19 protein-coding genes and 1 tRNA gene are annotated in these 17,233 nt (G+C 70.7%); 9 read left to right on the forward strand and 11 right to left on the reverse strand.

Going from position 1 to position 17,233, the window contains the following annotated elements:
- Window positions 1-138 precede the first annotated feature (138 nt).
- The 4 genes from AB0J72_RS51310 (at window position 139) to AB0J72_RS51325 (ending at window position 4,039) form a co-directional block, all read left to right on the forward strand.
- The gene (locus AB0J72_RS51310) at window positions 139-1,074 is read left to right on the forward strand and encodes a ParA family protein (RefSeq protein WP_203853951.1); all 936 of its coding nucleotides are present in this window, start codon (window positions 139-141) and stop codon (window positions 1,072-1,074) included.
- Between the two features lie 160 nt (window positions 1,075-1,234).
- Window positions 1,235-2,158: a ScpA family protein gene (locus AB0J72_RS51315; protein WP_363414047.1), complete on the forward strand. Its 924-nt coding sequence runs from the start codon at window positions 1,235-1,237 to the stop codon at window positions 2,156-2,158.
- Window positions 2,155-3,252: an SMC-Scp complex subunit ScpB gene (scpB, locus tag AB0J72_RS51320; RefSeq protein WP_363413998.1), complete on the forward strand. Its 1,098-nt coding sequence runs from the start codon at window positions 2,155-2,157 to the stop codon at window positions 3,250-3,252. Before AB0J72_RS51315 ends, scpB begins: the two co-directional genes overlap by 4 nt.
- The gene (locus AB0J72_RS51325) at window positions 3,239-4,039 is read left to right on the forward strand and encodes a pseudouridine synthase (RefSeq protein ID WP_344513244.1); all 801 of its coding nucleotides are present in this window, start codon (window positions 3,239-3,241) and stop codon (window positions 4,037-4,039) included. The genes scpB and AB0J72_RS51325 overlap by 14 nt, the downstream gene beginning before the upstream one ends.
- 6 nt (window positions 4,040-4,045) lie before the next feature.
- On the opposite strand, the gene AB0J72_RS51330 is transcribed toward AB0J72_RS51325, so the two are convergent.
- Together AB0J72_RS51330 and AB0J72_RS51335 are read right to left on the reverse strand one after the other, a co-directional pair.
- Window positions 4,046-4,816, reverse strand: coding sequence for an ABC transporter permease (locus AB0J72_RS51330; RefSeq protein ID WP_363414002.1), 771 nt, complete (start codon window positions 4,814-4,816; stop codon window positions 4,046-4,048).
- An 83-nt stretch (window positions 4,817-4,899) separates the two neighbouring features.
- Entirely contained in the window at window positions 4,900-5,835 is a 936-nt protein-coding gene (locus AB0J72_RS51335) for an ATP-binding cassette domain-containing protein (RefSeq protein ID WP_363414005.1), read from the reverse strand.
- A 63-nt stretch (window positions 5,836-5,898) separates the two neighbouring features.
- Between AB0J72_RS51335 and AB0J72_RS51340 the strand changes: the two genes are divergently transcribed.
- A complete protein-coding gene (locus tag AB0J72_RS51340; protein ID WP_363414008.1) occupies window positions 5,899-6,873 on the forward strand; it encodes a WYL domain-containing protein in 975 nt (324 codons plus the stop codon).
- Window positions 6,874-6,895: 22 nt separating this feature from the next.
- On the opposite strand, the gene AB0J72_RS51345 is transcribed toward AB0J72_RS51340, so the two are convergent.
- Window positions 6,896-7,456, reverse strand: coding sequence for an NAD(P)H-dependent oxidoreductase (locus AB0J72_RS51345; protein WP_344513237.1), 561 nt, complete (start codon window positions 7,454-7,456; stop codon window positions 6,896-6,898).
- Window positions 7,457-7,576: 120 nt separating this feature from the next.
- Between AB0J72_RS51345 and AB0J72_RS51350 the strand changes: the two genes are divergently transcribed.
- The 3 genes from AB0J72_RS51350 (at window position 7,577) to der (ending at window position 10,290) form a co-directional block, all read left to right on the forward strand.
- On the forward strand, window positions 7,577-8,116 hold the full coding sequence (locus AB0J72_RS51350) for a MarR family winged helix-turn-helix transcriptional regulator (protein WP_363414011.1): 540 nt from the start codon (window positions 7,577-7,579) through the stop codon (window positions 8,114-8,116).
- Window positions 8,117-8,193: 77 nt separating this feature from the next.
- Entirely contained in the window at window positions 8,194-8,865 is a 672-nt protein-coding gene (gene cmk, locus AB0J72_RS51355) for a (d)CMP kinase (protein ID WP_363414014.1), read from the forward strand.
- A gap of 39 nt (window positions 8,866-8,904) precedes the next feature.
- Window positions 8,905-10,290 (forward strand): ribosome biogenesis GTPase Der, encoded by a 1,386-nt coding sequence (gene der / locus AB0J72_RS51360; RefSeq protein ID WP_363414017.1) that lies wholly within the window; start codon window positions 8,905-8,907, stop codon window positions 10,288-10,290.
- A 135-nt stretch (window positions 10,291-10,425) separates the two neighbouring features.
- Here der and AB0J72_RS51365 read toward each other — a convergent pair whose 3' ends face one another.
- The 3 genes from AB0J72_RS51365 to AB0J72_RS51375 all read right to left on the reverse strand — a co-directional run bounded on the left by AB0J72_RS51365 (window position 10,426) and on the right by AB0J72_RS51375 (window position 12,286).
- Window positions 10,426-11,232, reverse strand: coding sequence for a hypothetical protein (locus tag AB0J72_RS51365; protein ID WP_363414020.1), 807 nt, complete (start codon window positions 11,230-11,232; stop codon window positions 10,426-10,428).
- Between the two features lie 86 nt (window positions 11,233-11,318).
- On the reverse strand, window positions 11,319-11,771 hold the full coding sequence (locus AB0J72_RS51370; RefSeq protein ID WP_363414023.1) for a response regulator: 453 nt from the start codon (window positions 11,769-11,771) through the stop codon (window positions 11,319-11,321).
- A 98-nt stretch (window positions 11,772-11,869) separates the two neighbouring features.
- On the reverse strand, window positions 11,870-12,286 hold the full coding sequence (locus tag AB0J72_RS51375; protein WP_363414026.1) for a VOC family protein: 417 nt from the start codon (window positions 12,284-12,286) through the stop codon (window positions 11,870-11,872).
- A 94-nt stretch (window positions 12,287-12,380) separates the two neighbouring features.
- Between AB0J72_RS51375 and AB0J72_RS51380 the strand changes: the two genes are divergently transcribed.
- Window positions 12,381-12,454: transfer RNA gene (locus AB0J72_RS51380), tRNA-Pro, on the forward strand.
- An 80-nt stretch (window positions 12,455-12,534) separates the two neighbouring features.
- On the opposite strand, the gene AB0J72_RS51385 is transcribed toward AB0J72_RS51380, so the two are convergent.
- From AB0J72_RS51385 to AB0J72_RS51405, 5 genes are all read right to left on the reverse strand, one after another.
- A complete protein-coding gene (locus tag AB0J72_RS51385) occupies window positions 12,535-13,740 on the reverse strand; it encodes a site-specific integrase (protein WP_363414050.1) in 1,206 nt (401 codons plus the stop codon).
- Complete coding sequence (locus AB0J72_RS51390) at window positions 13,740-13,943, reverse strand: helix-turn-helix domain-containing protein (protein WP_363414029.1); 204 nt, start codon at window positions 13,941-13,943, stop codon at window positions 13,740-13,742. Before AB0J72_RS51390 ends, AB0J72_RS51385 begins: the two co-directional genes overlap by 1 nt.
- A 236-nt stretch (window positions 13,944-14,179) precedes the next feature.
- Window positions 14,180-15,484, reverse strand: coding sequence for a DUF3631 domain-containing protein (locus AB0J72_RS51395; protein WP_363414032.1), 1,305 nt, complete (start codon window positions 15,482-15,484; stop codon window positions 14,180-14,182).
- A gap of 7 nt (window positions 15,485-15,491) precedes the next feature.
- Window positions 15,492-16,238 (reverse strand): DNA cytosine methyltransferase, encoded by a 747-nt coding sequence (locus AB0J72_RS51400; RefSeq protein ID WP_363414035.1) that lies wholly within the window; start codon window positions 16,236-16,238, stop codon window positions 15,492-15,494.
- The gene (locus tag AB0J72_RS51405) at window positions 16,235-17,122 is read right to left on the reverse strand and encodes a bifunctional DNA primase/polymerase (RefSeq protein WP_363414038.1); all 888 of its coding nucleotides are present in this window, start codon (window positions 17,120-17,122) and stop codon (window positions 16,235-16,237) included. Before AB0J72_RS51405 ends, AB0J72_RS51400 begins: the two co-directional genes overlap by 4 nt.
- Window positions 17,123-17,233 lie beyond the last annotated feature (111 nt).

Genomic DNA, 17,233 nt, shown 5'->3' on the forward strand with positions numbered 1-17,233 from the left:
GACACGCCGGGCGCGCGGAGTGGGGTATGTACCCTGCAGTGACGTAGAGTCGGGCAACGGCCGTCCCGCTTCCCCAGATCGCCGACGACGAATCGGCCCCGGGTGGAGATGAGCCGCCGGGAGGGGCGAAGAGGTTCGATGACAGGCATGGGTGACCAAGCGGAGTCTTGGACGACGCAGATGCGCGCCGAGCAGGCATCGCTTGACCTCGGCGCCGAGCTCGGGCCGGCGGATCCGACGGCGTACACGATGCGCAAGCCGATCCCCGAGCCGATGCCGATGGACCGGCACGGCCCGGCGCGGATCATCGCGATGGCCAACCAGAAGGGCGGCGTGGGCAAGACCACGTCGACCATCAACCTGGGCGCGGCCCTCGCCGAGTACGGGCGACGGGTCCTGCTCGTCGACTTCGACCCGCAGGGTGCCCTGTCGGTCGGCCTCGGCGTCAACCCGCACAACCTCGACCTGACGATCTACAACATCCTGATGGACTCCGACGTGACCGTCGAGGACATCCGGATCAAGACCGACATCGCCGGCCTGCACCTGCTGCCGGCCAACATCGACCTGTCGGCGGCCGAGATCCAGCTGGTCACCGAGGTCGCCCGCGAGATGGCCCTGGCCCGGGTGCTGCGCCCGGTCCTGAAGGAGTACGACTACATCCTGATCGACTGCCAGCCGTCGCTGGGCCTGCTCGCGATCAACGCGCTGACCGTCGCGCACGGCGTCATGATCCCGCTGGAATGTGAGTTCTTCTCACTTCGCGGTGTGGCGCTGCTGCTCGACACGATCGACAAGGTCCGCGAGCGGCTCAACTTCGACCTGGAGCTCGAAGGCATCCTCGCCACCATGTACGACAGCCGCACCACCCACTGCCGCCAGGTGCTGCAGCGGGTCGTGGAGGCGTTCGGCGACAAGGTGTACCAGACGGTCATCACCAAGACCGTCAAGTTCCCCGAGTCGACGGTCGCCGGCGCGCCCATCACCACGCTCGATCCGTCGTCCTCGGGTGCCCGCAACTACCGGCAGCTCGCCCGCGAGGTCATCGCCCAGCAGGCCGAGCGGCGGTTGTAGCGGTTTTCGCGACCCTTTGCGCTACGGTCTTCCGGTGACCGACCCAGCCACCGTGGACTCCGCGAACCCCTCGCCGGATCCGTCCACCGTGGATGCGCCCTCCGATGCCGCCCCGGCGGACGTCGTGGACGTCGCGGCTGCTGTACCGGATGCGCCCGCGCTGCCCGGTGCCGACGCCGCGCCCGCGGGCTTCCAGGTGCGCCTGGCGAACTTCACCGGGCCGTTCGACCTGCTGCTGCAGCTCATCGGCAAGCACAAGCTCGACGTCACCGAGGTGGCGCTGCACACCGTCACCGACGACTTCATCGCGTACATCCGCGGCATGGGCGACGACTGGGACCTCGACGAGGCGTCGGAGTTCCTGGTCGTCGCCGCCACCCTGCTCGACCTGAAGGCCGCCCGCCTCCTGCCGTCGGCCACCGTCGAGAACGAGGAGGACCTGGCGCTGCTGGAGGCGCGCGACCTGCTCTTCGCGCGGCTGCTGCAGTACAAGGCGTTCAAGGAGGCGGCGGCGCACATCGCGGGCCTGGAGGCCGTCGGGTCCCGCCGCTACCCGCGCTCGGTGTCCCTGGAGCCGCAGTACGCCGAGGCGCTGCCCGACCTCGTCCTCGGCGTCGGCCCGGCGAGGCTGCTGAAGCTGGCGCTGAAGGCGTTCACCCCGAAGGCGGGCCCTCCGGTCGTCTCGATCGCGCACATCCACATGGTCCGCGTCAGCGTCCGCGAACACGCCAACATCGTCCGCGACCGTCTCATCGCACAACGCGAGGCCACGTTCAGCGCGCTGTGCATCGACTGCGAGTCGACCCTGGAGGTCGTCGCCCGCTTCCTGGCGCTGCTGGAGCTGTACCGCGAGGACCTCGTCTCCTTCGAGCAGGTCCAGGCCCTGGGGGAGTTGCTCGTCCGCTGGACGGGCCCGGACGATGCGGCGGCCGCCACGATCGAGGTCGAGGAGTACGAGGGCAGCCCCGCCCCGCCCGAGACCCCACCGGCTGAGGGCCCGGCTGAGGACCCGGCTGAGGGCCCGGCAGAGGACGAACCAGCGGCGGACGATGCGGAAGCAGTGAACAGCGAGGTGGACCAGTGAGCCAGGACGACCAGTCGAGGTCGCTCGCCGACCAGGCAGCGAACTGGGTCCCGCCCTGGGCTCGCCCCCAGCCCCCCGTCGAGCAGCTGCCCGCCGAGGAGCCCGCCGCCGTACAGGTCGACGAGGAGCCCGCCGCCGTAGAGGCCGCGGAGGAGCCGGCTGCCGTGTCCGACGAGGCGCCGGTCGAGGAGGCCGCCGCCGAGCCGGAGGTCGCGGTCGTCGAGGAGGCCGCGCCCGAGGAGGTGACCGAGCCTCTCGCCGAGGAGGTGCCTGCGGAGGATGCGCCCGTCGCTGAGCCGGAGGCCGTGGTCGTCGAGGAGGCCGCGCCCGAGGAGGCGATCGAGTCCCTCGTCGAGGAAGCGCCTGTCGCCGAGCCTGAGGTCGCGGTCGTCGAGGAGGCCGCCCCCGAGGAAGTGGTCGAGGCCGCCGTCGAGGACCTGCCCGCTGGGGAAACCGACGAAGCCGCGGTCGACAGCGGTGCGCTGTTCGAGGTGCCCGCTGCCGCGGTACCAGAGCCGAAACCGGAACCCGAGCCGGTGCCGGTCATGTCGGAGAGCGAGCTGCGCGGCGCGGTCGAGGCGATCCTCCTCATCGTCGACGAGCCCGCCACCGAGATCACCCTCGCGCAGGTGCTCGACCAGCCCGTCGACCGGATCCGCGGGGTCCTGGAGGACATCGCCCGGCAGTACACCCAGCTCGGCCTCGGCTTCGACCTGCGGCGCGTCGCGGGTGGGTGGCGGTTGTACACGCGGGCGGAGTTCGCGCCCTACGTGGAGAAGTTCGTGCTCGACGGGCAGCAGATCCGGCTCACCCAGGCCGCCCTGGAGACACTCGCCGTGGTCGCCTACAAGCAGCCTGTCACCAGGTCGCGTATCTCGGCCATCCGCGGTGTGAACTGCGACGGCGTTGTCCGTACGCTGGTGACGCGGGGTCTGATCGAGGAGACCGGCAGTGAGCCCGAAAGCGGGGCGTTCCTGTACCGGACGACGTCGCTGTTCCTGGAGAAACTCGGCCTGGACAGCGTCGACCAGCTGCCGCCGCTCGCCCCGTTCCTTCCCGACGACATTGATGAGATCGCCGATGCCCAGCGCTGACAAGTCCACAGAAGCCGACTTCGAGGGTTCCGCGTTCGACGCGCCACCGGACGCCGAGCTGCCGCGCAACGAGGAGCGGCTGCAGAAGATCCTGGCCGCCGCGGGGCTCGGGTCCCGCCGGAACTGCGAGCGGATGATCGACGAGGGCCGCGTCACCGTCAACGGCAAGGAGGCGACCCTCGGCGACAAGGCCGACGCGACGCGGGACGCCATCCACGTCGACGGCTCGCGCCTGATCACCGACACGCGGCTGGTGTACCTCGCGCTGAACAAGCCGCGCGGCGTGGTGTCCACGATGGACGACGAGAAGGGCCGCGAGGCGCTCGCCGACTACGTGCCCAACCTCACGACCCGCGTCTTCCACGTCGGGCGCCTGGACCTCGACAGCGAGGGCCTGCTGCTGCTGATGAACGACGGCGGGCTCGCCCACAAGCTGATGCACCCCTCGTACGAGGTGGCGAAGACCTACCAGGTGGAGATCGCCGGGCCGGTGCCGCGGGCGATGGGCCGGGAGCTGAAGGCCGGCGTGCAGCTCGAGGACGGGCCGGCGAAGGTCGACTCGTTCAGGGTCGTCGACGCGTACGGGAAGGTCGCGCTCGTCGAGGTCGTGCTGCACGAGGGGCGCAACCACATCGTGCGGCGGATGTTCGACGCGGTCGGCTACCCGGTGCAGCGGCTGATCCGCACCCAGATCGGCCCGATCCGGCTCGGCGATCTCCGCCCGGGCAGGACGCGACACCTGTCCCAGGCGGAGATCGGCGCACTCTTCAAGGCCGTCGGCGAGTAGCCGCCGTCAGGTGGAGCGGCGCATCGCGCGGATGCCGACCGCGAGCCCGGCGAGGGCGGTCGCGGCCGCCGCGGCGAAGCCCCACCAGACGGCGCGGTCGCTGACCGTACCGGCGAAGAGCAGACGCTCGGCGGTCACCATGTGCGCCAGCGGGTTGAACTGCGCCAGTGCCCGCATCCAGCCCGGCCCTGTCTCCAGGGGCAGCAGCATCCCGGAGAGGATCATCAGGGGGAACAGCAGCGTCTGGTGCACGACCCAGAACATCCAGTCGGTGCGGCGGACCGCGACCGCCAGGGCGTAGCTGAACGAGCCGAGCCCGACGCCGAAGAGGGCGAGCAGCGCCAGGCCGAGCAGCGCGCCGGCCGGGTGCAGCTCGAAGCCGAACGGCAGCATCACCACGACGATGATCAGGGCCTGCCCGGCGAGCGGCACCATCTCCTTGAGCGCGCGGCCGACCAGCAGCGCGTGCCGGGCGAGGGGCGTGACGAGCATGCGCTCGTGCGCGCCGGTGACGAACTCGCTGAGCAGGTTCGCCCCGACGGTCGACGTGCCGAAGAGCGTGGTCATGACGAGGATCGCCGGCACGAACCACTGCCACACGTCGCTGCCGAGGCCGCCTTCCTGGCCTTTCAGGGAGCCGGCGAGCAGCGGCCCGAACAGCGCCAGGAACACCAGCGGCTGGATCATGCCGAAGATCAGCGAGAACGGCGAGCGCAGCAGCGGCCGCAGCTCCCGGGCCGCGACGATGCGGACGTCGCGCAGGGCGAGGGTGGTCATTCCGCCACCTCCGCTTCGCTCCGGCGTCGGCCTGACCATGACTGCAACATGATGAGCGGTCTCTCCGCTCCGCTCCGGCCCGCTCATGCGTTCTCCCGGAGGTTGCGGCCGGTCAGGGACAGGAAGACGTCGTCGAGCGTGGGGCGTTGGATCTCGGCGGTACGGACGGCGCCCGGCACCGCCGAGATGAGCTCGGGCAGCGCGGCGGGTCCGTCGTTGACCCGGAACGTCAGCGTGTCCGAGATCTCGGTCATGTCGCGCATGCCGGCGAGCCCGCCGGCGGCCTTGGCGATGAGTGGGAGGTCGCCGGTCAGCAGCAGCTTGTCGCCGGCCAGCTTGGCCTTCAGCGCCGACGCCGTGTCGTCGGCGATCACCTCGCCGTGGTCGACGACCACGACCCGCTCGGCCATGGTGTCGGCCTCGTCGAGGTAGTGCGTGGTCAGCACGATCGTCATGCCGTGCTCCTCGCGCATCCGCAGGATGTGCTGCCACAGGTTCGCGCGGTTCTGCGGGTCGAGCCCCGTCGACGGCTCGTCGAGGAACAGCAGCCGGGGCGCGTGCACCAGCCCGATCGCCACGTCGAGGCGCCGCCGCTGGCCGCCGGACAGGTCCGACACCTTGCGGTCGCGCTGCTCGGCGAGGTCGAGCGCCTCCAGCAGCTCGTCGGTGCGCCGGGCGGCGGCCTTGCGGTCCAGGCCGTAGATGAGGCCCTGGGTGCGCAGCTCGTCGGCGACGCGGTGGATGTGGCCGGCGCCGTTGCCCTGCCCCACGTAGCCGATCTCCCGCCGTACCGCCGCCGCCCGCGTCGCCACGTCGTGCCCGGCGACGGTCGCGGTGCCGCTGGTCGGCGCGATGAGCGTGGTCAGCATCCGCAGCGTCGTGGTCTTGCCGGCACCGTTCGGGCCGAGCACCGCGACGAGCTCGCCCGGCGCGATGTCCAGGCTGATGCCGCGGACCGCGCGCACCGTGGTCTTGCGGTTGACGACGAAGTCCTTCGTCAGCGCTCTCGTCTGAATCATGCCGCTGAGATTGCCGGTAGATGCGGACAGCTTCTGTCCTCAAGGGCGGGCGATACTGGACGCATGTTGGAGACCTCGGCCCGCCTCCTGGCGTTGCTGTCCCTGCTGCAGGCCCGTCGCGACTGGCCGGGGCAGACCCTCGCCGACCGCCTCGAGGTGAGCCCGCGGACCGTCCGGCGCGACGTCGACCGGCTGCGCGAGCTCGGCTATCCGGTGCAGGCGACCCGCGGGCCGGACGGCGGCTACCGGCTCGACGCCGGGTCGGAGCTGCCGCCGCTGCTGTTCGACGACGACCAGGCCGTCGCGGTGGCGGTGGCGCTGCAGACGGCGACGATGTCGGTCGAGGGCGTCGAGGAGGCGGCGCTGCGCGCCCTGGCGACGGTGCGGCAGGTGATGCCGGCCCGGCTGCGCCAGCGGGTCGACGCGTTGCAGGTGACCCGGGTGGCGAAGGCCGGCTGGCAGCCGTCGCGGGTCGACACGGCGGTCCTGCTGGCGATCGGCCAGGCCGTCCGGGCGCGGGAGGTGCTGCGCTTCGACTACGCCGGTGTGCGGGAGATCGCGGCCGGGCACACCGGCGACCGGCGCCGGGTCGAGCCGTGCCACGTGGTGACGTGGGGCGGCCGGTGGTACCTCATCGGCTTCGACCTCGATCGGGTGGATTGGCGCACGTACCGGGTGGACCGCATGACGCTGCGCACACCCAACGGTCCCCGGTTCACGCCCCGGCCGCTGCCGGCGGCGGACGTGGCGGCGTTCGTGGCGGAGCGGTTCGAGGGCCACGACCCGCTGCCGTGCCGCGGCGAGGCGATCCTGCACGCGCCGGCGGCGGCGATCACCGAGTGGACCCGGGGCCAGGCCATCGTCGAGGAGCTGGGCCCGGACCGGTGCCGGGTCAGCGCCGGCTCGTGGTCGTGGACCGGTCTCGCGGCGTGGTTCGGCATGTTCGACGTCGAGGTGGAGCTGGTCGGGCCGCCGGAGCTGCGTTCGGCCACGGCGGCACTGGCCGCCCGCTTCGCACGGGCGGCCGCTGCTTCCTGATCTACCGCTTGCGGACCGCCGTCTACCGCTTGCGGACGGCCTCGAGGGCCTTCGTCCAGCTCACCGTCTGGTCGAGCACCACGCCGAGCGTGCCCTCGTGCTGCGGGCCCGGCTTGAACGTCGAGAAGTTCTCGAAGTCGGTGAAGAGCGACAGCGCCACCTGCGCCCGGACGTCCGCGATCTGCAGCTCGCCCATGATCAGCCGGAGGTGCTCGACCGCGCGGGTGCCGCCGGCGGAGCCGTAGCTGACGAACCCGGCCGCCTTGTTGTTCCACTCGGAGTAGACGAAGTCGATCGCGTTCTTCAGCGCGCCGCTGGTCGAGTGGTTGTACTCCGGCGTCACGAACACGAAGCCGTCCAGCTCGGCGATCTTCGCGGCCCACTGCCGGGTGTGCTCGTGCGCGTACTGCCCCATGGACGGCGGCACCGCCTCGTCGAGGTGCGGCAGGTTGTAGTCGAGCAGGTCGACCAGCTCGAACTCCGCGTCGGAGCGGCGGCTCGCGATGTCGTACACCCACTTGGCGACCGCCTCGCCGTTCCTGCCGGGGCGGGTGCTGCCGAGGATGATCCCGATCTTGGTCATGGTCCAACTCTCTGCTCGTGCGACGTGGTTCTCTGCTCGTGCGACGTCATGGGTGACGCGTCACCGTCACGCTAGCTCGTCCCACGGTGATGTGTCACCCATGGACGTAGACTTCCGGGTGTGACGGATCCCAATTGGCTCGACGAGCGGGAGCAGCGCGCCTGGCGCGGGTTCCTCGCCGTCAACGCCGCGGTCAGGGGTCGCATCGCCCGCCAGCTGCAGCAGGAGACGGGGCTGTCCAGCGCCGACTACGCGGTCCTCGTCAGCCTCTCCGAGGCACCCGGCGGGCGGCTGCGCGTCTTCCAGCTCCGCGTCGCCGCCGACTGGGAGAAGACCCGCCTCACCCACCAGATCACCAGGATGACCGCGCGCGGCCTGGTCGCCCGCGAGCCGTGCGCCGACGACCCCCGCGGCGCGTTCGTCGTGCTCACCGAGGCCGGCTGGGACGCGATCACCGCCGCCGCGCCCCGCCACGTCGAGCACGTGCGGCACTGGTTCTTCGACGCGCTCGGCCCCGAGCACGTCGAGGCCCTCATCGACCTCAACGAGACGGTGACGCGGCACCTGCTCACGGTGAGCGACCCGTGCTCCCCGTGCGCGCCGATCTCACCGAGCTCGCCGGGCGATGTGCCATCCTCCTGCGACGACGTGCTCCCGTGAGGTAGGGCCACCGGCCGGTCAAGTACTGTCGAACAGCAGGTGTCATCGGGGATTCATTGTTTTGTGGAGGATCGGGCGTGGCAGGACACAGCGGCCAGTTGGTGGTTGCCGTCGACGGGCCCTCCGGGTCCGGCAAGTCCACGATCTCGCGCCGGGTGGCACAGGCCCTCGACGCCCGCTACCTGGACACCGGCGCCATGTACCGGGCGGTGACCTGGGCCGTGCTGCGCGACAACGTCGACCTCGCCGACGCGGAGAAGATCCACGCCGTCGCGGCGTCGGCGACGCTGCGCATCGGCACCGACCCGACCGAGCCGCACATCAGCGTCGACGGCGTCGGTGTCGACCGTGAGATCCGCGGCACCGAGGTCACCCAGGCGGTGTCGGCCGTGTCCGCGGTCCCGGCCGTGCGGGCGCTGCTCGTCGCGCTCCAGCGGGACATCATCGCCGAGGCGGGCCGGATCGTGGTCGAGGGCCGCGACATCGGCACCGTCGTCGCCCCCGACGCCGACCTGAAGGTCTATCTCACCGCCTCCGCGGACGAGCGGGCCAGGCGCCGGAGCACCGAGAATGCGGCCAACCAGGCCGCGACCGCAGCCGACCTGGCCCGTCGTGACAGACTTGACTCGACGCGCGCCGCCGATCCGCTTCGCCAAGCCGACGACGCCGTCGTGCTCGACACCACCGCGCTCGGCATCGACGAGGTGGTCGAGCGACTCCAGCGGATGCTGGACAAGGTCACCGCATAGGCGAGCGCCGGCCCCCCGGCCGTTGAGCAAAGGACCCCCGTGAGCGCTGAGGCATCCGCAGGTGCCGAGGTCGACGTCGACGTTGTCGATGACGTCGAGCTGAGTGTGCCGATCGTCGCCGTCGTCGGCCGACCCAACGTCGGCAAGTCGACCCTCGTCAACCGGATCCTGGGCCGCCGTCAGGCGGTCGTCGAGGACGTCGCCGGCGTCACCCGCGACCGGGTCGCCTATGACGCCGAGTGGACCGGGCGGTACTTCACCGTCGTGGACACCGGCGGCTGGCTGCCCGACGCCAAGGAGCGGGCCAAGGCCATCGCCACCCAGGCCGAGATCGCCACCCAGACCGCCGACGTGGTGCTGTTCGTGGTCGACGCCACGATCCCGCCGACCTCCGACGACGAGGCCGCGGTCAGGATGCTGCGCCGCAGCGGCCGGCCCGTGATCCTCGTCGCCAACAAGGTCGACAACGCGCGCATCGAGGGCGAGATCTCCGGCCTCTGGGGCCTCGGCCTCGGCGAGCCGTTCCCCATCTCGGCCCTGCACGGCCGCGGCTCCGGCGACCTGCTCGACAAGATCCTCGAGGCGCTGCCGGCCGCTCGGGTCGTCCCGCCCCGCGAGGCCGGGCCGCGCCGCATCGCGCTCGTCGGCCGGCCCAACGTCGGCAAGTCCAGCCTGCTCAACAAGCTGGCCAAGGAGGAGCGGGCGGTCGTCGACTCGGTCGCCGGCACCACCGTCGACCCGGTCGACAGCCTCGTCGACTTCGGCGACGAGACCTGGCACCTCGTCGACACCGCCGGCCTGCGCAAGCGGGTCTCGCACGCCAGCGGCACCGAGTACTACGCCTCGCTGCGCACCAACGCGGCGATCGAGGCGGCCGAGGTCGCGATCGTGCTCCTCGACGCGAGCGAGGTCATCTCCGAGCAGGACCAGCGGATCATCACCATGGTCATCGAGTCCGGCCGGGCGCTCGTCATCGCCTTCAACAAGTGGGACCTCGTCGACGAGGACCGGCGCCACCAGCTCGGCAAGGAGATCGAGCGGGAGCTGCGCCGCGTGCCGTGGGCGATCAGGCACAACGTCTCGGCGCTCACCGGCCGCGCCGTCGACAAGCTCGCGCCCGCGCTGCGCACCGCCCTGGCGAACTGGGAGCGTCGCGTGCCCACGGGGCAGCTCAACCAGTGGCTCACGGCGCTGGTGCAGCAGACCCCGCACCCGGTCCGCGGCGGGCGCGCCCCGCGCGTGCTGTTCGCCACCCAGGCCGGTGTGTCGCCGCCGAAGTTCGTGCTCTTCACCACGGGCGCGCTCGACCCCGGCTACGTCCGGTTCGTGGAGCGCAAGCTGCGCGAGGAGTTCGACTTCCTCGGCACCCCGATCCACATCAGCGTGAAGCCCCGCAAGAAGAACAGCCCGCGCGGGAAGAAGTAGCTCTCGCCGGCGCCCGCCGCGGCAGCAACGCTTCGGCGGCCACCGCCACGACGACCAGCCCGGCGAAGATCATGAGTCCCATGCCCGCGACTTCGACAGGTGCGCCGCTCAGCTGAGCGGCGCACCGTTACGCACCTAGGCTGCTGCCGTTTCCTCGGTCGTGCCCGCCTCGATCTGGTCCTGGGCCGCCGACGCGCTGGTCAGGACGTCCAGTTCCAGGCCCTTCGCCAGCCACGACGCGCCAAAGCACAGCACCGACACCGTCTCGCCGATGATCAGGCTGTACGCGTCGAGCCGGTGGGACACCTGGGTCGCCGCGATGTACACCACGGCGAGGGCGATCCCCGCCGCGCACGCGTAGTGGAACGACCGCCAGAACGCGGGGGAGAACCGCGCCAGGTGCCCGTCGCGGTGCTGCGTCCTGGCACCCTCGCGGCGGCCGAAGAAGTAGCTGATCACGCCCAGGCAGAGGATGAACGTCGCCGCGCACACGTAGTGCACGCTCTGCACCGTCTGCTCGCCGAGCTTCTCCTGCAACGGCGACAGCGGCACCGTCCCGCCGCCCGGCCGCCCCGTCGGGAACAGCGCCACACCCACCGCCGTCACGCCGGCGACGATGCTGAGCGTGTTCTCCAGGTTCCGCTCGAAGAACTTGTAGAAGATCAGGAAGAACGCGGTCACGCACAGGCAGCTGACGAAGATGTCGCGCATGCCGGAGTAGTAGTACGCGCTCAGCGACCCCCGCGGCTTCCCTCCCTCGAACAGGAAGCCGTCGCCGAGCAGGAGCGTCACCGGCAGCAGGATGCCCATGACGCCGATCAGGGTGCGCATCAGCAGGAAGGAGCGCAGGTAGAGAATCCTGGCCTTCAGGTTCTCGTCGGCCTGATCCTGCGGTTTGCCGGGACGCTGCGGAGCGTCCACCGGTGGGGTGAGGTATCCCATGGTGCCCTCCAAGTGTGGTTACTTGAAGAGAGCACGTGATCACGCTGTCGATACGTTGACTGCGCTTTCACGACAGACACGTTCGGTCACCACCGATAGCTGCGGCCCAGATCGTGGCCCGTGTTGGGGTCCACCGGCGTCGGGTGCACCCGCAGCAGCGACTGCACGCTGCGCAGCAGTGCGTCCGGGCTGAACGGTTTGACCATGTGGTGCACCGCCCCCGCCATCACGCCGCTGCGTACGACGTCCGGCTGCGACAGCGCGGACAGCAGCATCACCGGGATCTGCGCCGTCTCAGGGTCCGCATGCAGCTGCTCGCACGCGGTGAGTCCGTCCTGCCCCGGCATCATGATGTCGAGGATCACCAGGTTGGGCAGGCAGGCGACCGCGGCGTCGACCGCGGCCAGCCCGTTGTCGGTCTCGATGACCTCGAAGCCCGCCTTCACCAGCTTGTACGCCACCATGCCCCGCAGATCCGGGTCGTCGTCGACGACGAGAATCCGGGCGGTCTGCGCTTCGGACGCGATGGCCGTGTTCATCGGGTGAACCTCCTGCTGTGCCGTTGAGACCATCAGGTTCACCGCGCCCGGCTGCGCTTCAGCGCTCGTTCCGTTGCCGGCCGGTTGTGTGCGCTACGTCACTGCGCTTCGCCGTCTCCCGCTTTCGGCGGCCCCAGCAGATCCCACAGATTGCCGGCGACGTCCTCGAAGACCGCGACCTGCCCGTACACCTCGGCCCGCGGCGGCCGCACGATCGTGACGCCGGCCGCCTCCAGCCGCTCGAACGTCGCCCTGAAGTCCTCCACCCGCAGGAAGAACCCCACCCTGCCCTTCACCTGATCCCCGACCGCCTCCCGCTGCCGCTGCCCATCGGCCCGCGCGAGCAGCAACCCCGTCCCCCCACCCGGCGGCCGCACCACGACCCACCGCTTCGCCGCCCCCTCGGTCGTCGTCGCCGGCGAGTCCTCCACCAGCTCAAACCCCAGCACTTCGGTGAAGAAGACGATCGCCGGGTCGTACTCCTCCACCACCACCGTCACCAGATCCAGCCGCATCCCCCCACCGTAGTTGGGACAGGGGATACTCCTGCGCGCGGCGGTAACCCTATGCGCTAGTCTGTAGCGGCTGCTCCGGACGAGTCCGGTTGCACGGGACGTAGCGCAGCTTGGTAGCGCACTTGACTGGGGGTCAAGGGGTCGTGGGTTCGAATCCCGCCGTCCCGACAAGCCGAAACGGCCGTCGACTAGAGCATACGCCCTGGTCAACGGCCGTTTTGCTGTGTGACACGATGTGATGAATGGCGCTAGACCGCTCGAAGCTGGGGACCATTTGGGGACCGGCGGGCCGCAAGATGGGCACTCAGCGCCGTTCCGGCGTCATCGATCGAGCGTCGATCGGGGTGCAGGTACCGCTGTGTCGTGGTGATCGACCCGTGTCCGGCGATCTTCCTCAGCACGTGCACGGGCACCCCCGCGTCGGCGAGCCACGTCAGCCCCGTGTGCCGCAAGTCGTGACGCCGGAGATGCTCGAACCCGAGCGTTCCCACCACTTCATCCCAGTGCGTGGCGTCACGGAGCACCGCCGTGCTGATCCGCCCGCCACGCGGCCCGGTGAACAACCGGCTATCGGGTCCTTTGGCGGCGTCGAGGCGCGGCGTGAGCAACTCGCGTGCCTCCACGATGATGGGCACCTGCCGCGCCCGCTTGCCCTTGGTGCCCTTGTCGATCAGGCCACCCGGTCCGGGCGTGGTCTGCCGGCGCACTGTCCACGTCCAGGTGTTCCGGTCGATGTCCCCGGCGCGGACGCCGGACACTTCGCCGATGCGGGCGGCGGTGCACGCGGCGAACACCACTACGTCTCCCCATCCGGCGAACTGGCCGTGTGACCGGGCAACGACCGCCTCGGCGAGCCGTAGCAACGAATCCCAGTCCGGCAGGGCGAGCGAGCGCGGGTCGTCCAACTCGTCCTCGGCGAGCCTGTACGCGTGCTGCCATCCGCTGATCCGTGCGGGGTTGCGGTCGATGATGCCGTCCCGAACTCCCTGCTCCATGACTCGTACGAGGATCGCGATGCTGTTCTTCACGGTCGAGCGTCCGCACTCGTCGGCGATCCAGCCGTGCACGGCCCGGTCAACGGCACCGTTCGTGATCATCCGTACGGGGAGGTGGCCGAGGGTCGGCACGACCCGCTTCCGCCAGCCAGCGAGGTACGGGTCGAGGGTCTTGCGCTCCAGGCCGCGCGTTGCGAGGGTCATGACGGCCTCGCCGTAGTCGGTGAGGCGCATGGTTGCGGCGGTCGGGTCGACACCGCCGCGCGCTGCGCGCTGCATGGCCTCGATCCAGCGTTGCGCCCCTTCCGGTTCCTGGTGCGCCTCGGACTTGGAGCGCCGCTGGCCGGTGTGCGGGTCGACCCATCGAACCCTTGCGCGGTAGGGCTTCGCTCGGTCGGGCCGGTGCTCGACGTCGGCGGCCAGGTCCACGCCGATCGGCGGCATCTGCGGTGCGGCCATCAGGCAGCCTCGGGCACAACGCGCAGGCCGTCGAGCCACCGTTCGACGTCCTCGGGCCGATACTTGGTGACCCTCTCCGAGATCTGGATGAACGGCGGCCCCTGCACCGGGCGGGCGGTGCGCCACCGGCGGATCGTGGACGGGTCGACGTCGAGCAGCTCGGCCAGGTCCTCCGTGCTGAGCAGTCGCCGGGCGGCGGTCACGTTGGCTCCCTCGTAGGTCGGGGTGTTACGCGGCTCCAGGTGCACGACAAGCGCCGTCCGGGCGTCGGTTCGGTCCTGGGTTGGCACGGCGGTCGTCTCCGGCTGAACGGCTTTCGCGGGCCGCTGTACGACCCGTGGACGCAAGATCTTACGCACGTCGATGTCTTCCCTTGGCTGAATGGTGCTGAGAGCTTCTGGGGCGGTTGCTGCTCTGGTCGGCAGCGATCGGCGGGCGCTCACGCGGCACCGCCGTGCCGACGTCGCCCGGGGGTATCCGTACCATCCGTACCAAGCTCGTTTTTGCTGCTCAGGGCTGGTACGGATTGGGTGGCCGGTACGCTTTGATCCGTACCAGGGACGGTTCGTGGTACGGATCGATCCGTACCAGGGAGGTAATCCGTACCAGGGCTGACCTGGGAAAACGACGTTGGTACGTTTGGTACGGTTGCCCCCTGCGTGGGTGCCGGGCAGTACCGCTGCCACGCGTCGGTGAACGCGTCGCGGACGTACCCCTTGGCCTGCCCGACGGGGAAGCGGATCGTCTCGGAGCTGATGCCGAACTCCCGCAGCATGTCGCCGAGGCGCTTGCCGGTCAGTCCGGCCGGGCCGAACCCCTGCCAGGGTGCTTCCGGGTCGTCGTTGAGTGCGGCGAGCAGGTCGGCGGTGGTCGCGGCGGGCGGGTCGCCGAGGGTGGTGAACGCGGCGCGGATGTCGGTCAGGAGCCGGATGCGGTTGGACACCTGCCCGGTGTCCTCGGCCTCGGCGGTGAGGCCGGTGGCGGCGGCCCGGCCGCGTGCCGGCCAGTCACCGCCCGCGAGGTCGGCGACCGCGATCAGCGGCTCCCACGTGTCGGCGGCGCGGTCCTCGAGGGGCATCGCCGGTTCGGCGCGCTCCAGTTCGGCGAGGTGCGCGCGCAGCCATTGCGTCAGTTCGACGGCGACCTTGCGCAGGACCGGCCCGTCGCGGCGGTGCCGGTACGGCGCTACCGTCTCGCCTGCCATGCGGCGGCGCATGCGTACGACGACGGCGCGGTCCTCGATGGTGTCGGGCATGGCGCCAATCCCGGCGAGCGCGGCCATGGCAAACGTGGGGATCTTCTCCAGCCGGTGGAGGTTGTTGTCCCAGCGGATCGCGGGCCGGTTGCGCTGGTGACCAGCGTTGAGCAACCCTCGGAGATCCTCGTTCGCCTCGGCGTTCTTGCCGCCGAAGATGGTGTCGGCCTCGTCCACCAGGAGCGTGGGCGGCTCGTCGGTGCCGATGGCCCGGTAGACGGCGGCCGGTGACGCGTTTACGGTGATGAGCGGGTTGCAGCACATGCCCTCGACCACGTCGAGGAGCCGGGATTTCCCGCAGCGCTTCTCCGGCGCGCGGATGACGAGCCGGGGCGCGTGCGCCCATGCCTGCTGGACGTGGGTCGCGGCGATCCACAGGACCACGGCGTCCACGGCCTCGGGTGAGGGCAGGACGACGTAGCGGGTGATGGTGGCGTGCAGGCGGTCGAGGATCGCGGCGCCGTCGGGTGCTTGGGTGTCGATGTTCATGATCGGATCACCTGGTTTCGTGGGTGATGAGTCGGCCGATGTGTTCGGCGACGGCGGGGACGACGGCGTTGCCGAGGGCTGCAAGTCGGTCCACCCGGGCGGGAACCCCATCAGCCACTCGACCCATTCGGGGTTCGGTCGGCCACCGATCGCGTCGGTGAGGCTGAGGCCGTTCTTGCGGGTCTGCTGTTTGCGGGCGATCGTTTCGGGGGTCAAGGCACCGCGGTGGGCGTCCGCTGCTCTGGGCGTGGGCCAGGACGAACAGGCGGGCTCGTGGGTGTGCGGCGCCCATTGCGCAAGCTCGGACAACGCCGGCGCGGGCGGTGTATCGCATGCGTCGGAGGTCGGTGAGGACGGTTGCGAGGCCGCGGGTGCGGTGGCCGAGGACGTTCTCGCCGATGACGTAGCGGGGTCGCAGGTCGGCGATGACATCGGCCATGACGGGCCAGAGCCAGCGCGGGTCGTCGGCGCCGCGTCGGTGGCCGAGCAGGGACTCTCCCTGGCAGGGGTAGCCGCCGGCGACGACATCGACCCGTGGTCGGTCGGTGGAACGCCACCAGGCGATGGCTGTACGGACGTCGTCATGGCTGGGCACCTCCGGCCAGTGCTTGTGCAGGACTGCGCGGCAGTACGGGTTGATCTCGACGTGGCCGACGATGCGCATCCCGGCGCGTTGCAGGCCAAGGGACAGGCCGCCGATCCCGGCGAACAGCTCCAGCACGTTGAGCGGCCCGTCCGGCGCGGCGGCGGTCATGCTGCGATCCCTTTCGTGGCAACGTGTTCGTCGCGGAACCCGCCGGCGATGGCGGCGCGGATCTCGCGTTCGCTCTGCCCGGCGGCGTGGCCGACGTCGGTGAGGACGGCCAGGGCGTCGGCCTCGGTGACCGCTCCGGCGGCGACCATCCGGGCGACGCCACGCGCGGCGCCGTAGAGGGTGGTTCGGCGCTTGCCCTTCGGCGCCTTGGCGACCGCGTCGAGGTGCGACTTGAGCAGCGCTTCGGGTGATGTGATGCCCCCCGCGCTGCGCATCTGCGCGAGGTTGGTCAGGACGGTCACCGGCAGCGTCTCGTTCGGCTGGCACGCCTCGATCAGCGCGGGGGGCATCTCGACCAGGGACCGGCCACCGGTCCACCGGTACGGGCGGCCGGTGCGTGGGTGGATCGACGGTGGCGCTACGACGTAGCCGCCGTCCCCGCGCACATCCACGCCGTCCGCAATGCGGCCCTGACTACACAGGACGGCTGTTCCGGGGTGGCGGTAGTACAGGTGCCATCCGCCGCTTCCTGTGGCGACACAGGCCGTCTCAGGCATGCGCGCGGGATCCACGCGGCCGCCGTGCGCGGGGTCGATGTCGATGACCACGGTGCCGGACGGCGCGCCGGTGCGGATGGCGAGCATGCCGCACGGGTTGGCGGTGACCATCGCGGTGACGCGGTCGGTGTCGGTGGTCGCGGCGTAGAAGCCGTGGCAGGTGAGGCAGTCGCAGGCGGCCGGGTCGTGGTCGTCGGATGCTTCCCGGCACGGGTCGCAGTTGGCGAGGGGGCGTTTGGTGCGCCCGAGCAGGAACACGGGCCAGCCGTGCTGGGCGTAGCGGATCGCGTTGCGCAGCAACGCTTGTGAGGCAGGGCGAAGCTCCACATCTGCTCCTTCGGAGGTCGAAGGGGTAGGCGGTTCGGGGCCGACGGGCGGGAGACCTGCACCTCGTTAGGGGCCGAAGGGTTCGCGGCGGCGGCGAGGACCGACGCCACC

The organism is Dactylosporangium sp. NPDC049742, from assembly GCF_040674675.1.
In the GTDB taxonomy this organism is placed as follows: Bacteria; Actinomycetota; Actinomycetes; order Mycobacteriales; family Micromonosporaceae; genus Dactylosporangium; species Dactylosporangium maewongense.

Excerpts from the sequence above, each read along its gene's own strand:
- AB0J72_RS51310 (WP_203853951.1), top strand. The coding sequence starts at position 139 with ATGACAGGCATGGGTGACCAAGCGGAGTCTTGGACGACGCAGATGCGC.
- AB0J72_RS51325 (WP_344513244.1), top strand. The coding sequence starts at position 3,239 with ATGCCCAGCGCTGACAAGTCCACAGAAGCCGACTTCGAGGGTTCCGCG.
- AB0J72_RS51330 (WP_363414002.1), bottom strand. The coding sequence starts at position 4,816 with ATGACCACCCTCGCCCTGCGCGACGTCCGCATCGTCGCGGCCCGGGAG.
- AB0J72_RS51335 (WP_363414005.1), bottom strand. The coding sequence starts at position 5,835 with ATGATTCAGACGAGAGCGCTGACGAAGGACTTCGTCGTCAACCGCAAG.
- AB0J72_RS51340 (WP_363414008.1), top strand. The coding sequence starts at position 5,899 with ATGTTGGAGACCTCGGCCCGCCTCCTGGCGTTGCTGTCCCTGCTGCAG.
- AB0J72_RS51345 (WP_344513237.1), bottom strand. The coding sequence starts at position 7,456 with ATGACCAAGATCGGGATCATCCTCGGCAGCACCCGCCCCGGCAGGAAC.
- AB0J72_RS51365 (WP_363414020.1), bottom strand. The coding sequence starts at position 11,232 with ATGGGATACCTCACCCCACCGGTGGACGCTCCGCAGCGTCCCGGCAAA.
- AB0J72_RS51370 (WP_363414023.1), bottom strand. The coding sequence starts at position 11,771 with ATGAACACGGCCATCGCGTCCGAAGCGCAGACCGCCCGGATTCTCGTC.
- AB0J72_RS51375 (WP_363414026.1), bottom strand. The coding sequence starts at position 12,286 with ATGCGGCTGGATCTGGTGACGGTGGTGGTGGAGGAGTACGACCCGGCG.
- AB0J72_RS51385 (WP_363414050.1), bottom strand. The coding sequence starts at position 13,740 with ATGGCCGCACCGCAGATGCCGCCGATCGGCGTGGACCTGGCCGCCGAC.
- AB0J72_RS51395 (WP_363414032.1), bottom strand. The coding sequence starts at position 15,484 with ATGAACATCGACACCCAAGCACCCGACGGCGCCGCGATCCTCGACCGC.
- AB0J72_RS51400 (WP_363414035.1), bottom strand. The coding sequence starts at position 16,238 with ATGACCGCCGCCGCGCCGGACGGGCCGCTCAACGTGCTGGAGCTGTTC.